The 14,659-nt window shown below is 28.9% G+C and carries 19 protein-coding genes; 1 reads left to right on the top strand and 18 read right to left on the bottom strand.

Annotated elements, in window-relative coordinates; all coding sequences use genetic code 11:
* From trmD to CORN_RS05440, 14 genes are all read right to left on the bottom strand, one after another.
* Positions 1 to 705: a tRNA (guanosine(37)-N1)-methyltransferase TrmD gene (trmD, locus tag CORN_RS05375; protein ID WP_066008677.1), complete on the bottom strand. Its 705-nt coding sequence runs from the start codon at positions 703 to 705 to the stop codon at positions 1 to 3.
* On the bottom strand, positions 702 to 1,226 hold the full coding sequence (gene rimM / locus CORN_RS05380) for a ribosome maturation factor RimM (protein WP_066008676.1): 525 nt from the start codon (positions 1,224 to 1,226) through the stop codon (positions 702 to 704). The genes trmD and rimM overlap by 4 nt, the downstream gene beginning before the upstream one ends.
* On the bottom strand, positions 1,216 to 1,461 hold the full coding sequence (locus CORN_RS05385; RefSeq protein ID WP_012661701.1) for a KH domain-containing protein: 246 nt from the start codon (positions 1,459 to 1,461) through the stop codon (positions 1,216 to 1,218). The genes rimM and CORN_RS05385 overlap by 11 nt, the downstream gene beginning before the upstream one ends.
* Before the next feature lie 2 nt (positions 1,462 to 1,463).
* Positions 1,464 to 1,691 (bottom strand): 30S ribosomal protein S16, encoded by a 228-nt coding sequence (gene rpsP / locus CORN_RS05390; RefSeq protein ID WP_012661702.1) that lies wholly within the window; start codon positions 1,689 to 1,691, stop codon positions 1,464 to 1,466.
* Positions 1,692 to 1,762: 71 nt separating this feature from the next.
* Positions 1,763 to 3,100 (bottom strand): signal recognition particle protein, encoded by a 1,338-nt coding sequence (gene ffh, locus CORN_RS05395; RefSeq protein WP_066008675.1) that lies wholly within the window; start codon positions 3,098 to 3,100, stop codon positions 1,763 to 1,765.
* Between the two features lie 65 nt (positions 3,101 to 3,165).
* The gene (locus CORN_RS05400) at positions 3,166 to 3,918 is read right to left on the bottom strand and encodes a pseudouridine synthase family protein (RefSeq protein ID WP_066008674.1); all 753 of its coding nucleotides are present in this window, start codon (positions 3,916 to 3,918) and stop codon (positions 3,166 to 3,168) included.
* On the bottom strand, positions 3,899 to 5,083 hold the full coding sequence (waaA, locus tag CORN_RS05405) for a lipid IV(A) 3-deoxy-D-manno-octulosonic acid transferase (RefSeq protein ID WP_066008673.1): 1,185 nt from the start codon (positions 5,081 to 5,083) through the stop codon (positions 3,899 to 3,901). Before waaA ends, CORN_RS05400 begins: the two co-directional genes overlap by 20 nt.
* Positions 5,080 to 5,799 carry a zinc ribbon domain-containing protein gene (locus tag CORN_RS05410; protein ID WP_066008672.1) on the bottom strand — a complete coding sequence of 240 codons (720 nt, stop codon included), beginning with the start codon at positions 5,797 to 5,799 and terminating at the stop codon, positions 5,080 to 5,082. The genes waaA and CORN_RS05410 overlap by 4 nt, the downstream gene beginning before the upstream one ends.
* Positions 5,800 to 5,810: 11 nt before the next feature.
* Positions 5,811 to 6,536, bottom strand: a complete 726-nt coding sequence (locus CORN_RS05415) for a Nif3-like dinuclear metal center hexameric protein (RefSeq protein ID WP_066008671.1) — start codon at positions 6,534 to 6,536, stop codon at positions 5,811 to 5,813.
* Positions 6,526 to 7,386 (bottom strand): glycine--tRNA ligase subunit alpha, encoded by an 861-nt coding sequence (gene glyQ, locus CORN_RS05420; RefSeq protein ID WP_066008670.1) that lies wholly within the window; start codon positions 7,384 to 7,386, stop codon positions 6,526 to 6,528. Before glyQ ends, CORN_RS05415 begins: the two co-directional genes overlap by 11 nt.
* On the bottom strand, positions 7,383 to 7,889 hold the full coding sequence (locus CORN_RS05425) for a DUF3972 domain-containing protein (RefSeq protein WP_066008669.1): 507 nt from the start codon (positions 7,887 to 7,889) through the stop codon (positions 7,383 to 7,385). Before CORN_RS05425 ends, glyQ begins: the two co-directional genes overlap by 4 nt.
* Before the next feature lie 9 nt (positions 7,890 to 7,898).
* Positions 7,899 to 8,393 carry a 5-(carboxyamino)imidazole ribonucleotide mutase gene (gene purE, locus CORN_RS05430; protein WP_066008668.1) on the bottom strand — a complete coding sequence of 165 codons (495 nt, stop codon included), beginning with the start codon at positions 8,391 to 8,393 and terminating at the stop codon, positions 7,899 to 7,901.
* A complete protein-coding gene (locus CORN_RS05435; RefSeq protein ID WP_066008667.1) occupies positions 8,390 to 9,646 on the bottom strand; it encodes a peptidase U32 family protein in 1,257 nt (418 codons plus the stop codon). The genes purE and CORN_RS05435 overlap by 4 nt, the downstream gene beginning before the upstream one ends.
* The gene (locus CORN_RS05440) at positions 9,643 to 10,353 is read right to left on the bottom strand and encodes a chemotaxis protein (RefSeq protein WP_066008666.1); all 711 of its coding nucleotides are present in this window, start codon (positions 10,351 to 10,353) and stop codon (positions 9,643 to 9,645) included. Before CORN_RS05440 ends, CORN_RS05435 begins: the two co-directional genes overlap by 4 nt.
* A 211-nt stretch (positions 10,354 to 10,564) precedes the next feature.
* On the opposite strand from CORN_RS05440, the gene glnA reads away from it, so the two are divergent.
* Entirely contained in the window at positions 10,565 to 11,995 is a 1,431-nt protein-coding gene (gene glnA, locus CORN_RS05445) for a type I glutamate--ammonia ligase (protein WP_066008665.1), read from the top strand.
* A gap of 27 nt (positions 11,996 to 12,022) precedes the next feature.
* On the opposite strand, the gene purU is transcribed toward glnA, so the two are convergent.
* From purU to CORN_RS05465, 4 genes are read right to left on the bottom strand one after another with little or no spacing between them, the layout of a single operon-like run.
* On the bottom strand, positions 12,023 to 12,850 hold the full coding sequence (purU, locus tag CORN_RS05450; RefSeq protein ID WP_066008664.1) for a formyltetrahydrofolate deformylase: 828 nt from the start codon (positions 12,848 to 12,850) through the stop codon (positions 12,023 to 12,025).
* Entirely contained in the window at positions 12,847 to 13,956 is a 1,110-nt protein-coding gene (locus CORN_RS05455; RefSeq protein WP_066008663.1) for a tRNA nucleotidyltransferase/poly(A) polymerase family protein, read from the bottom strand. The genes purU and CORN_RS05455 overlap by 4 nt, the downstream gene beginning before the upstream one ends.
* On the bottom strand, positions 13,925 to 14,356 hold the full coding sequence (ciaD, locus tag CORN_RS05460) for an effector protein CiaD (RefSeq protein WP_066008662.1): 432 nt from the start codon (positions 14,354 to 14,356) through the stop codon (positions 13,925 to 13,927). Before ciaD ends, CORN_RS05455 begins: the two co-directional genes overlap by 32 nt.
* Complete coding sequence (locus CORN_RS05465) at positions 14,353 to 14,598, bottom strand: hypothetical protein (protein WP_039619653.1); 246 nt, start codon at positions 14,596 to 14,598, stop codon at positions 14,353 to 14,355. Before CORN_RS05465 ends, ciaD begins: the two co-directional genes overlap by 4 nt.
* Positions 14,599 to 14,659: the final 61 nt, after the last annotated feature.

Consider the following 14,659-nt stretch of genomic DNA (forward strand, 5'->3'; position numbering starts at 1 on the left):
TTAAAATTTGCGTTCATGCTTTTGATACAAATCAGGACGAAAATATTTCGTTTTGCAAGACGCCAAAGTAGTTTTTAAAGCTGTTATTTTAGCGTGATTTCCCTTTAAAAACTCTGAAGGTACATAAAATTTTTTATTTTCCTTTTCAAAAATAAAAGGTTTGGAAAATGATGGAGCTTCCAATAAATCGTTTTCAAAACTTTCCTCATTCAAGCTTTCGCTATTACCAAGTACACCTTTGATATTGCGACTTATAGCATCACTCATTACTAAAGACGCCAACTCTCCGCCTGTAAGTATAAAATCACCTATAGAAAAAATTTCATTAGCAAATTCTTCCACAATACGTTCATCTAAGCCTTCATATCTACTACTTACAAAACAGATGTGATCTTTTTCGCATAATCTTTTAGCATCAACTTGTTTAAAAGTCTTAGCACAAGGCAAAAGAAAAATAAAATGTACATTTGCATCTTGATTTTTTATATGTGTTAAACAATCATACAAAGGCTGAGTTTGCAACAAAAGTCCTGCACCTCCACCTATTTTATAATCATCTACCTTTAAATGCCTGTTAGTAGTGAAATTTCTAGGATTAACAAAAGCAAATTCTAAAATACCTTTTGCTTTCGCTTTTGCTAAAATCGAAAATTGAAAATAAGGCTCAATAAGCTCCGGGAATAAACTTACAAAAGTATACTTCATGAATTTTCTAAAATATCTAAAGCAGATTGTGTGAATATCTTTTTATTTTCTATATCAATTTTTTGAATATATTTATCAACATAAGGGATATAAAAGTTTTTAGTCTTTGTCTGCAGTTTTTCATCACATTTTACACAAAATAAAAACCCTGCTCCATTTTCTAAAATGTCTTCAACTACACCTAATTTTTGCTCATTCTCAATAACATTGCATCCAATTATGTCAAAATAAAAATACTCATCTTTTTTTAGCTTACAAGTTTCTTTTGTAGCTTCAATAGTTTGAAAAAGAATAATATTAGTTAATGTTTTAGCAATCTCAACACTTTCAAAGTCTTCAAATAAAACCAAAGACCTAGTTTTATCAAAAGCTTTTATGGTGTAAATTTTTTGATTAATATCAAAAAATTTAGCACCTATTTTAAACTGCTCATAAAAATCACTAAGATTATGTAATTTTACATAACCTTTTAAACCAACACTTTTCCCAAGTTTGGCAACTTGGACTAAATCATTCTTCAATGGCTTTTACCGTTATACGATATGAAGTTGCATCTTTAACTTTATAAGCCATAATGACTGTTTTTATCGCGTTAATTAATTTTCCATTTTTTCCGATCAACTTACCAGTATCAGATGGATCGACATAAATGATAATTTCAGCAAAATTGTTTTCTAAATTTTGTCTTTGTATATCAACTTTTTCAGGAAAATCAACAATTAATTTTGCATATTCTCTTAAAAAATTCTCAACCATTTTTATTTGCTTGTAATAGCTGCTACTCTATCGCTTAATTTAGCACCTACGCTTTTCCAATAAGCTAAACGCTCAGCATCAAATTTTACCACTTCAGGCTCAACCATAGGATTGTAATATCCAATGCTTTCTATCCAGCTACCATCACGTCTTTTTCTGCTATCAGTTACAACTATACGATAAAATGGTCTTTTTTTACGTCCCATTTTTGTAAGTCTGATTACTGTCATTTTAATACTCCTAAAAAAATTAAAATTTTGTTATAGATATTTTAACTCATATATCCATAAAAAAGTTTTAATCATTGCGGTCTTTTAGCTTGCTGCAACATATTCATAAAATTTTCCATTCCTTTTTTGTTTGAAAATTTCTTTGCCAGCTTAGCTGCATTACTAAATTGTTTTAAAAAGCGATTTACTTCCATTTGAGACAAACCAGCACCCTCTGCAATACGACGCTTTCTTGCATTATTTAGCAAATCAGGATTTTCTCTTTCTTTTGGTGTCATTGATGAAATCATTGCCTTGATATGAATAATTTCTTTAGAATTATCCAAGTCAATATCTTTAATATTTGCTGCCATAGATGATAAGCCAGGTATCATACCAATGATTGATTTCATGCTACCAAGTTTTTTAACGCTTTCCATTTGATTTAAAAAATCATTAAAATTAAATTCGCCTTTTTTAATTTTCTTATTAAGTTTTTTTGCTTCTTTTTCATCAATAATCGCTGCAGTTTTTTCAGCCAAAGTCGCTAAATCACCCTCACCCATGATACGATTAACAATTCTATCAGGGATAAACACTTCTAAATCAGCTACTTTCTCACCAACACCAATAAATCTTAAAGGCACACCAATTTGTTTAGCTATGCCTAGCGCAACACCGCCTTTAGTATCTGCATCAAATTTACTTAAAATAACCCCAGTAATTTCTAAAGCTTCATTAAAGCTACTTGCTGTTTTAACACCATCTTGACCACTCATAGCATCAGCTACATAAAATACTTCATCAGGATTTAAAATAGCTTTTACTTCTTTAAGCTCATTCATCAAAGCTACATCAATCGCTAAACGACCGGCAGTATCTACAAGCAAAACATCATACATGGAATTTTTTGCTTTTTCTAAAGCTTGTTTAGCTACATTTAAAGGATTGCTTTCATTTTCTATGAAAAACAAATCAAGCTCATTAGCTTGGGTAAGTTGTCTTAGTTGTTCTACCGCAGCTAATCTTTGCAAGTCACATGCAGCAATTAGTACTTTTTTATTTCTTAGCTTTAAGTAATTGGCAATTTTTACCGTAGTAGTAGTTTTACCACCACCTTGCAAACCACACATCAAAACAACCGTAGGTGGTTTACTAGCAAATACAAAACCTTGATTTTTACCTTTAACACTAAGAATTTCTTCTAAATTTTTCTTAATTGAGTCTAAAAATTGTTTTTGGCCTATGCCATTAGTTTTTACATCATTTTCTACTAAAATAAGTAACTCTTTAGTAACTTTATGATGCACATCTGCTTTTAAAAGGGCTTTTTTTAAAGTGTCAAGAGCATTTTTTAAAGCTTTTTCATCATCAACAAAACGAAGTTTATTAACTGCGGATTTAAATGACTCACTAACTATCTCAAACACTTTATTTTCCCTTTTATTAAAATTTTAAAAAGCTAAATTATAAACCCTTTTAGCTTTAAACGCCTTTAAAAATTTAAATTTTTTATTTCAAAACCATAAGCATTGAAGCTCTCATCAAGCAAGGCTTTAAATTGATAATCAAAAATATGCGTTTCATAAGAATGCAAATACATCCTAGAAGAGCTAATTTTTGCATATTTTTCATCACCTATAATACCATGTTTTATATGATTTAAATGCACTCTGATTTGATGCGTTCTACCTGTTTTAATGACCGCTTTTATTAAGGTTTTTTTAGCATTTACCATTAAAGGTACAATTTGAGTATGAGCTTCTAAACCAAATTTATCGATTTTACTAAAGGCTCCAGATTTATTTTTTATAGTAGTTATTTTTTCACAAATTTCAAGTTCTTCAGCAATCACTCCATCAACAATAGCTAAATAACTTTTATAAACATTTTGCTTTTTATATTCTTGAATACATTTTAATCTAAATTCCTCATCTTTGCTTAAAAGCAAAACCCCACTTGTTTCTTTATCAAGTCTGTTAATAAGTTTTGCACCAAAAACATTCTCTAAGTTTTCGCTAATTTCTCCATAAGGCTTATTTAAAGCTATGATTTTATCATCTTCAAAAAGCATTTTTGCTTTTTTTATTTTTTGCACAACAAATCTTGTTTTAGAACTCATCAAAGCTCTAGCTATAACAACCTTTTTGCCCATAGCAAAAACACAGCCTTTGTCAATCAAATCTTTTGCTGCGTTATTAGAAATTTTTTCTTGCATTGCAAGCAATTTATAAGCTTTTTCTTGCATCTAAACCTTCTTTTATACTTAATATAACTTCACTTAAATCACTTTGTTCTTTAATCTGTGCTTGTGATATTTTTTGCTTTAAAAAATTATTTATATCTTTTACATTCTCACAAATATACAAACCATCAACTTCTTGATATAAACTTTCTTGATTAAAATAATATTTCCCTGAAATAATAATATTATTCCATCTAGCTGCTTCTATAGGATTATGTCCACCTATATTGTTTATAAAAGAGCCACACAAAAAAACCACATCACTAATCTTATAAAAATTTTCCAACTCCCCCAAAGTATCTAATAATAAACATTTGGTCTTGAAAAAATTTGCAAAATTATCTTCACTTAAAGTAAAATCTGAAAATTTTTGCATATTATAGTAGTTTTTTTGACAAAAATCTTTTAAAATCCCCTCAACCTCACCAAAACGCTCTGGATGTCTTGGAGCAATAATCAATTTATCATTTTCTTCTAGTTTAATTTCATTAAGCAATAATTGTTCTTCATTTTCATGAGTACTAGCAAATATAATAATCCTACCTTTAGGTTTTGAATAATTTTTTACCTGCTCTTGTCTTATATTTGCTTTAATATTTTTATATGCAATAACATTTCTAGCACCTAAACTTTCTAATCTCTGCTTATCTTTTTGACTTTGTGCAAATACAACATCTATGTATTTAAAAACTAAACGATAAAAAAAACTAAAACGCTCGTAATTTTTTAAAGATCTATCACTAATTCTAGCATTTAATAAAACTACTTTTGCATTATAAAATTTAGCCATAAACACAAGCATAAGCCAAAGTTCTGCTTCAAAAATAACCAAAACTTTACAAGGTCTCATCCAAAAAGGCACAAAAATTTCAAATGGAAAAAAATTCACTTTTTTGGAATATCTCAAAGCTTCACCAAAGCCAGTTTGAGTTATGGTTGAAATTTTACAATCTGGAAAAAGTTTTATCAAAGAAGCAATACTTTTAATTTCACCAAAAGAACAAGCATGAAAATATATATCACCTTGTTTTTGCTTTAAATTTTTATAAAGAAAAAATCTTGATTTTAAAGATTTTTTATATTTTTCCTTACAAAAGCTTAAAACCAACAAAAAAGGCGCTGTGATTATATATATCATCACAGCAAAAATATAATAAAAAAAAATCAATTTTGATTTTCTTCTCTTTCTTTATATAAAATTCTTCCACAATGTGGACAAGTTATGATTTCATCGCCTTTTAAAACCGCTAAATAAGTTTTATCATAAATTCTCATAAAACAGCCATAACAAGCATGTTTTTTAACAGGAACCACAGCACTATTTCCCGCCCATTTTCTAATTTTTTCATAAAAAGTTAAAACTTTTTGATTTGTTTCACTCATTAGCTTTACTTTTTTATCATAAATTTGCAATCTATCTTTTTCAATATCCACCAATACAGCTTTGGTTTGTGCGTCAATTTGATCCACTTCATTTTCAAGTTCAGTTCTTTTAGCTTGCAATTCTTGTATAAATTTTTCTTTATTTTCTAAAATTTTATCTAATCTTTCTATTTCTTCATTTGCTGCATCAAGTTGTTCTTTAGCTATGTCCTCTTCAATTTTTAAAGCATTTGCTTCTTTTTCAGTTTTTACTGCAGCACTTTTTTTAGCTATTTCTTTGATTTTCACACCAAATTCTGCAATATGGTTACTGTTTTGAATTTTTTGATTTTCTATATCTTTGATATCTTTCTCAAAGCCTGCAATTTCCTCTTCAGTTTTATCAAGCAAATTACGCTTTTCTTTTAAATCTTTTGTAGCATCTTCTACTTTATTTGTGAAACCATCAAGTTCTTTATCAATTTGTGATAAAGTTATAAGTTGTTCTAGGTATTTATTCATTGAAATTTTCCTTAAAAATATTGAAATGGATTTTTTGAAACTGATATTATAACTTCTAAATGAAATTTTTGCAAATCTTTTGCTAAAATTTCACTAAAACAAGATTCGCTTTCATAGTGTCCCATATCAATCAAACTAAGTTTGTTGTGATAGCCTTCCAAGGCTTGATGATATTTAAAATCTCCACTTAAAAAACAATCTGCTTTAACACTAGAGATCAAATCTCCTCCGCTACCTGTACAAATTGCTAAAGTTTTTATCTTTTCCTGATGAGCATTAACAACCCTAATATAATCAAGTTTTAGGCATTTTTTAACATGATTGACTAATATATCTAATTGAAAATCCACATCACAATAAATTAAAAACTCATTTTGCTCTTTAATTTTAAAACCCAAAATTTCACTAGTAAAATAAGCATTTAAATGGCTTAAGTCAAAATTTGTATGCATAGCAATTAAAGCTATATTTTTTTGTATCATTTTAGTAAGAAGGTTTTGTGGATAAAATACACCACTTAATTTTTTTAAACCTTTAAAAATCAAAGGATGATGAACTATAAATAGCGAATTTTCACTTGCATTTTCGATTAAATGCATATCTACATCAAGAGCAAGATAAATTTTATTCACTTCTTGATCAAAAGATCCAAGCAATAAGCCACTATTATCCCATGAACTTTGCGTGCTAAATGGACTAATAGTATCTAAATAATCATAAATTTCTTTAATTATCATCTAAACTTTCTTTATAAACCAAGGCGCAGTTTTTAGATAATTCTCTAATTTTAAGCATAAAATCTTGTCTTTGGGTTACCGAAATAGCTCCTCTTGCATCAAGTAAGTTAAAAGTATGTGCTGCTAACATACAATAATCATAAGCAGGCAAAGCAAGTTTTGCTTCTAGGGCATTTTTACATTCATTGTAAGCATTTTCAAATTGTATATTTAAAGTTTTCACATCACTTACTTCAAAATTATATTTACTAAACTCAAACTCACCTTGTTTGTGAACATCTTTATAGGTAATTTTTTTACCATTAAATTCATTCCAAACAATATCATATACATTATCTACATCTTGCAAATACATTGCAAGTCTTTCTAAGCCATAGGTGATTTCAGCACTCACTAAATCTACGCTTATACCACCAACTTGCTGAAAGTAGGTAAATTGTGTTACCTCCATACCATCAAGCCAAACTTCCCAACCCAAACCCCAAGCACCTAAACTTGGGCTTTCCCAATTATCTTCAACAAAACGAATATCATGCGATTTTAAATCAAACCCTAAATTTTCTAAACTTTTTAAATATAATTCTTGGATATTATCAGGACTTGGTTTGATTAAAACTTGAAATTGATAATAAGCTCCCAATCTATTAGGGTTTTCGCCATATCTTCCGTCGGTTGGTCTTCTACTTGGTGCTACATAAGCGGTTGCCCATGGCTTTTTACCTAAACTTCTTAAAAAGGTTGCTGGATGAAAAGTCCCTGCACCTGCTGGAAAATCATAAGGTTGCATAATAGCGCAACCTTGTTTTTGCCAAAACTCTTGTAAATTTAATATCATTTGAGAAAAGGTCATTTTTCTTCCTTTATTTCTTCTGGCTTTTCAGGTGAATTTGCATACAATTCTACTGTTTTATTCCACATCATTTTATATTTTCTTTTTAGAAATTCTACTTCATTACGAGCATATTTAAGCTGTTCATTAAGATTTTCTATTGTCTTTCTATCCTCATCATAAAGTTCCTGCATAGAATAAAGAGCATCTTTTAAAAATTTATTTTCACCCTTTAAAGCCTCTAAAGTTTCATCCTTAGCATCAAGCACTTTTTCATGTAAATTTAAAATAGTTCCTATTGTTTTTTCTACAAAACTCTCTCCTGCTAATGTCATAGAATTTACCATAGCAGGTTGTTTTGAACTCATAGGCACTACGCTAAAAGTACCTTGATTAGCCTCTATATAAATTTTATTCTCTTCTTCTTTGAAATTTAAAGCGCCATTTGCCATCATTCCTTTTACAACATCTTCAGATAAATGTACTAATTGACAAAATTCTTTTAATTCCAAGTAAGTTTGCATATATGCTCCTTAAAGAAAAACTTCTATCATACTAGAATCTTGAATAAGTTTTTCTTGTTGTTTTTTTCTATCTTCTAGTAATTTTTGCGTTAAAACTTCATCTTCTATAGCCAAAATTTGTACAGCTAAATAAGCCGCATTAATAGCCCCTGCTTTACCTATAGCTACTGTTGCTACAGGAATTCCACTTGGCATTTGAACAGTAGAAAACAAAGAGTCCATACTAGCTAAATTACTCCCTGGCATAGGTATACCTAAAACAGGTTTAGTAGTATGTGCAGCAACAACTCCTGCTAGATGTGCTGCCATACCAGCTGCTGCTATAAACACTTTAGCGCCTTTATCTTCGGCATTTTTAATATATTCTTGAGTTCTTTGAGGACTTCTATGTGCCGAAGTAATTAATACTTCATATTTAACATCAAATTTTTCAAAAATCTTTAAAGCTTCTTTTACTACATCATAATCACTCTTACTTCCCATCAACACAGAAACAAATTTCATTCAACACTCCTTCTTAAAAAACTAAATTCTGGAAGTTTAAATGGCAAAGTAATTTCATTTTCATTACCACTGTGTATTTCACTAAATTCTTTATTATTTTTAGCTAATAATTGTTTAAATACCATAAATTTCTTACCATCGTTTTCATAAATCAAACCTAGTTTATTTTCCCCTAATTCTATATCAGTATCCATTGGAGCCAAAATTTCATATTCTTTATTTAATTCTATTTTACCTTTACATTTAAAATACTCACCATCTTCACTCATTGCATGCACTTGATGAGTTCCTTCTTCTATGCTTGTCTTATGATTAATAGAATCTGTTTTTTCATAAGCTCTTGAAACTAAATATCCATCTGTAAAACCTCTGTGTTTTAAAGTGTAAATTTCTTTTTCATATTTAGCCGCATCAAAAGTATTTTGCAACACATCTTCCACTGCCATTTTATAAGTTCTTGCAGTCAAAGCTACATAGTACTCACTTTTTGTTCTTCCTTCTATTTTGAAAGCATGTATACAATTTTCTTGCATAATTTTTTGAATATATGAACTTAAATTTAAATCTTTAGAATTAAACACATGTGTGCCATTTTCATCTTCTTCTAATCTAAAAAGCGTATTTGTTTCTGGATTTTTTGCATAAAGCTCATAATTAAATCTACAATCATTCGCACATGATCCACGATTACTCATGCGTCCACTTTGCACTGAAGAAATTAAGCATCTACCAGAATATGCAAAACACATAGAACCATGTACAAAACTTTCAAGTTCTATATCACAATTATTTTTTAAATCTTTTGCATCTTTTAAACCAAGCTCTCTTGCTACAACAACACGTTTTGCACCCATATCTTTATAAACTTGCGCATCTAAATAATTTAAAATATTAGCCTGAGTAGATACATGAAGATTAATTTCAGGTGCAAGTTCTCTAACTAAGCGCATAGCACCCACAGAAGCTACTATAAAAGCATCAGGTTTCATTTCTTTTAATTTTAAAATATGTCTTTTTAAACCTTCAATTTGTGAACTAAAATGAAAACCATTGATAGTTACATAAATTTTTTTTTCTCTTGCATGAGTATAGTCAATAGCTTCTTTAAAAGTTTCATAATTAAAATCTCTAGCAGTTCTTGCTCTTAGTGAAAAATTACTCACTCCTGCATAAATAGCATCAGCTCCATATGCTAATGCTATTTTTAATTTTACAAAATTACCCGCAGGAGCTACTATTTCAGGAATAATCATTTTTTTCCTAAACTAGCAATTAAAGCCTCGATATCATCATTACTTACAACATCAGTAGTAGAATCTCCTTGAATATGAACAGCCGATCCAACACGCTTTTCATCATCAATTTTACCTTCAAATAAACTACTCATATATCTACTTAAAGCTCTCATAACATTAATAACACGCTCAATTTTTTGACGATGAATATCTTGATATTGCATAGCATCCATTGCCATCATAACCTCATCTTGTCCTGTTTGCAAACAACCTGTAATTTCATCTATGATATTTTTAGCATTATTATTTGTTTCAATAGCTTCTTTAAAACTTACCACATTAGGAAATCTTGTATTCAGTTTTTCAAAAATTTCTATATTTTTATTTAAAGCATCACTAATTACACAAAGCTCATTTTCCGAATTTGCAAAAAAATCATTAATAGCTTCTAACTTTTCCATCATTTCGGTAGCTTTAATTTCACTATCTCTTGTAACATCATCAAGTTGGTGTACAACTTTATGCTCTTTACTAGGTGGTGGTGGTGGCCAAGCCATATCTGCTCTTGCTTTATAATCACCGTTAATCATATCATTTACGATTTGCTGATTTTTTTCCTCGTCTTCATAATCTGTTTCAGATTTCATTTCTGTATTTTCCTCTACAGAATCAAGATCTAGGTCTTCAGTGCTATTCATTAAAGCATCTAATTCTTCTTGAGTCATTGTCACACCTTTTTTAAAAATAAAAACTAATTCTAAATTATATTATAAAAAAATATAAACCAATATTAATTTTATAAATTAATTCTTTAAAATAATACACGAAATAACTTTTTTACATTTGATAATAAAAAAAATATTAATTTAAACTTAATTTAAAAAAAATATACTACAATCTTAAAAAAATAAATCAAACCTATTAAAAGGAGAAGAAATGGGTAAATTTGTAAATAATATTGATGAGTTTTTCAGCTATTGCCAAGAGCATGAAGTGATATTTGTTGATTTTAGATTTACTGATATGATAGGCACTTGGCATCATATTACTTACAATATAAAAGCAATTGATGATAAAACATTTGAAAATGGAATTCCTTTTGATGCAAGCTCTTTACACGGTTGGCAACCTATAGAAAAATCAGATATGATTTTAAAACCTGATGTTGAAAGTGCATTTTTAGATCCTTTTACAGCTGATCCCACTATTATAGTAATTTGCGATGTATACGATATTTACAAAGAGCAAATGTACGAAAAATGTCCAAGAAGTATTGCAAAAAAAGCTATGCAATACTTAGGTACAAGCAATATCGCTGACACAGCTTATTTTGGACCTGAAAATGAGTTTTTTATTTTTGATAATGTAAAAATAGTTGATTCTTCTCATTGTGCAAAGTATGAAGTTGATACCGAAGAAGGTGAATGGAATGATAATAAAGATTTTGCAGATAGCTATAATAGCGGACATCGTCCAAGAAATAAAGGTGGATATTTTCCGGTAAGCCCTATTGATTCTAGTGTGGACATTAGAGCTGAAATGGTGCAAGTCCTAGAAAGAGTTGGTTTAAAAACTTTTGTGCATCATCATGAAGTAGCACAAGGTCAAGCTGAAATTGGTGTAGAATTTGGAAATTTAGTGGAAGCTGCTGATAATGTGCAAATTTATAAATATGTAGTAAAAATGGTAGCACACTTAAATGGAAAAACAGCAACCTTTATGCCAAAACCACTCTATGGAGACAATGGAAGCGGTATGCATGTACATATGAGTCTTTGGAAAGATGGGGTTAATTTATTTTATAATAAAGAAGGCTATGGAAAGCTAAGTGAATGTGCGATTAATTATATCGGTGGAATTTTGGCTAATGCAAGAAGCGTTGCAGCATTTACTAATCCTAGTTCAAATTCTTATAAAAGAATAGTTCCAGGGTTTGAAGCTCCTTGTATATTAACTTATTCTTGTCAAAATCGTTCTGCAAGTTGTCGCGTACCTTATGGTATTAATGAAAAAAGTGCAAGAGTTGAAATAAGATTCCCTGATAGCACTTCTAATCCATATTTAGCTTTTGCAAGCTTGCTAATGGCAGGACTTGATGGTATAAAAAACAAAACCATACCAGTTGGCCCTATGGATGAAAATTTATTTGCTTTGACTTTAGATGAGATTAGAGAAAAAGGCATAGAACAATTGCCTCATACTTTAAGGGGATCCTTAGAAGCACTTATTAGAAAAAATGCTTTTTTAAAGCCTGTTATGAGTGATGTGTTTATTGATGATTATCAACATATGAAATTTGAAACTCAAGTATGGCCTGTAGAAGCTAGACCAACTGCATATGAGTTTAAAACTTGTTATTCTTGCTAATTTTTGATGCCACAAAGGCATCAAAAATTAAAATACTATTGTTTTGTTTTTATGTATAAAAATTCTATCATCAAACACTAAATCCAAAGCTTTAGAAAAAACATTTTTTTCAACATTACGTCCAGCTTGTTGCATAGCTTGCCAAGAATACTCATGAGTAACTGGTATAACATCTTGAGTAATAATTGGTCCCTCATCTAAATTATTATTTACAAAATGTGCTGTTGCACCTATAATCTTAACCCCTCTTTCATAAGCTTGCTTATAAGGATTAGCTCCTATAAATGCAGGTAAAAAAGAATGGTGAATATTAATAATCTTTCCTTCAAAATGCTCCACAAAAGATGGAGATAATATTCTCATATATTTTGCTAAAACAATATAATCAAACTCATATTGTTTTAAGCACTCTAGTAGTTTTTCTTCATGCTCTTGTCTACTTAAATCTTGTGCTAAGATAGTATGAAAAGGTATATTAAATTTATCTACCAAAGGTTTTAATACATCATAATTTGCAATTACTGCTTTAATGTTAGCTTTGAATTCTCCACTAAATTGACGGATAAGCAACTCACCTAAACAATGAGTTTCTTTAGTAGCTAAAACAATAATATCTTTTTTTCTCTTTAGTGTAATTTCAATTAGAGCATTATCAGGAAGCATGGCTTCAAGTGTCCCTTTAAAAGCTTTTATATCAAGCTCGCCTTCCAAATGTGCTCTAAAGAAAAAACGATTTTCTCCAACAAATTCATCATTTTTTATAATGTTGATTCTGTATTTAAAAATAACATCTGAAATTCTATAAATTAATCCTTTCTCGTCGCTACATGAAATTTTTAAAATATATTCATTCATTTTTGCTCCTTTATATAGTTTTTTAATTCTTGTAATTTTCTTTTTTCAAGTTCAATTCCAAGCTCTTTTCCACTAAACCCTTCTTTAAATAATTCTTTTGCGCTAATTTTACTTTCAAAAGCATAATTATATAAATTTAGTTTTTTAGCTTGCATAATACGTTCATCACTCCAAAGCCCAAGCCATTTGCAAAGTGGCATTTTTAAAGCAATTTTAGCTAAATCAAAATCATCGATTTTACCTAAAATAAATTCTTGTTCACATTTTTTTAATAGTTCTTTTTTTAATTTTGTTTTTTTAAAAAAATCCTCTTTATTTATATGAAAAAAATTCAAATACAAATACAAAAACAAAGCCTCATCGCAAATTATTTTTTGACTTTGTTCTAAAAGTCTTTCAAATTCTTTATTACAGCTTTGATGAAAAAATATTTTTTCTTCTAAATTTAAAATTTTAAAATACTCATATGCCTTATCAAGTTTTGAGGTTTTAAAAATCTTATAAAGTTCATTATTAATACGTTCTTTAGATAAATCACTTATATCCATAGTTTGCATTAATTTTAAACTTTCTTTTGCAATCATTAAGTCAAATCTACACGCAAAAGAAATTCCACGAAGTACCCTTAAACTATCTTCAACAAAACTTTTATCATCAATGTGTCTTATAATCTTTGCTTGTAAATCTTGCAAACCATTAAAAAAATCTAAAAATTTAAAATCAAAAATATTTACCATCAATGCATTAATAGTAAAATCTCTTCTTTTAGCTCCTTCTTGCTCATTATTACAAACTTTAACTTCAAAACCCCTATGTCCTATAGAAATTTTGTTTTCATATCGTGCTAGAGCTAAATCAAATTTTTTGTATTTATATACATAAAAACTTTTTCCTACTCCATTTGCTCCAAGTTTTTGCATAAGTTCATCAAAAAGTCTAGGGTTAATGTCATAAATTTCTATATCATAATCATCACTAGATAAATCTAAAAAAGAATTTCTTACACAACCACCAACTAAATAAGCCCTTTGTGTATAAGGCTTAAGTATATTCTTGATACTTAAAAAATCATAATCATTTTTTAAGTCTATCTTCAATCTTTGCAAGCAAAAACTCTAAAAAAGTAATAGTCATATCTAATCTTTTTTCTGTATGTTCATCTTTAGTATTTTTCAGACCTTCAAATAAAACCAAAATACGCTCTCTAAGATTTTTTAAGAAAAATTCTTCGTTATTAACAATACTTTCTTCTTTTTCTTCTAAAGCTTCAACTTTAATAGCGACATTTTGTTTATCATTTTTAACTTTTACTTCTAAATCATCTAATTCTTGGATTAATTCTTGCGCAACCTTACTGATTTCTTCTTTAATTTTTTTATCTTGAGTGTTTTTTTCTTGAGTAATCTCCTCTACCATAGGAGCAAATTCATCATTTTTATTTTTTTTATTGTCTAATTCTGAATTAACTTCACTAATAGCCATCTTTGCCAAATCTTCTATATTCATAGCTTTATCAACCACCTTTTAAATTCATTAATTTCTTCTTCACTTTTCATATTAACAAAAAAATCAAGCATATCATAATTTAAATCTTCATGATTAGAACGTAAACCACTCAAGCGCCTTATAGCATCAATAGCGTTTTTGTTTTGTGGATCTTGTTTTAATATATTTTTATAAATTTCCAAAGCTTCATCTTTTAAGCCTTGTGCTTCATAAATAGAAGCCTCTGTTACTGTATATCGCATTTTCAACTCACAAAAATTAAAATATTAAAATTCTAACAAAAAAGACTTTAATTTATTTTAA

This window comes from Campylobacter ornithocola, from assembly GCF_013201605.1.
In the GTDB taxonomy this organism is placed as follows: domain Bacteria; phylum Campylobacterota; class Campylobacteria; order Campylobacterales; family Campylobacteraceae; genus Campylobacter_D; species Campylobacter_D ornithocola.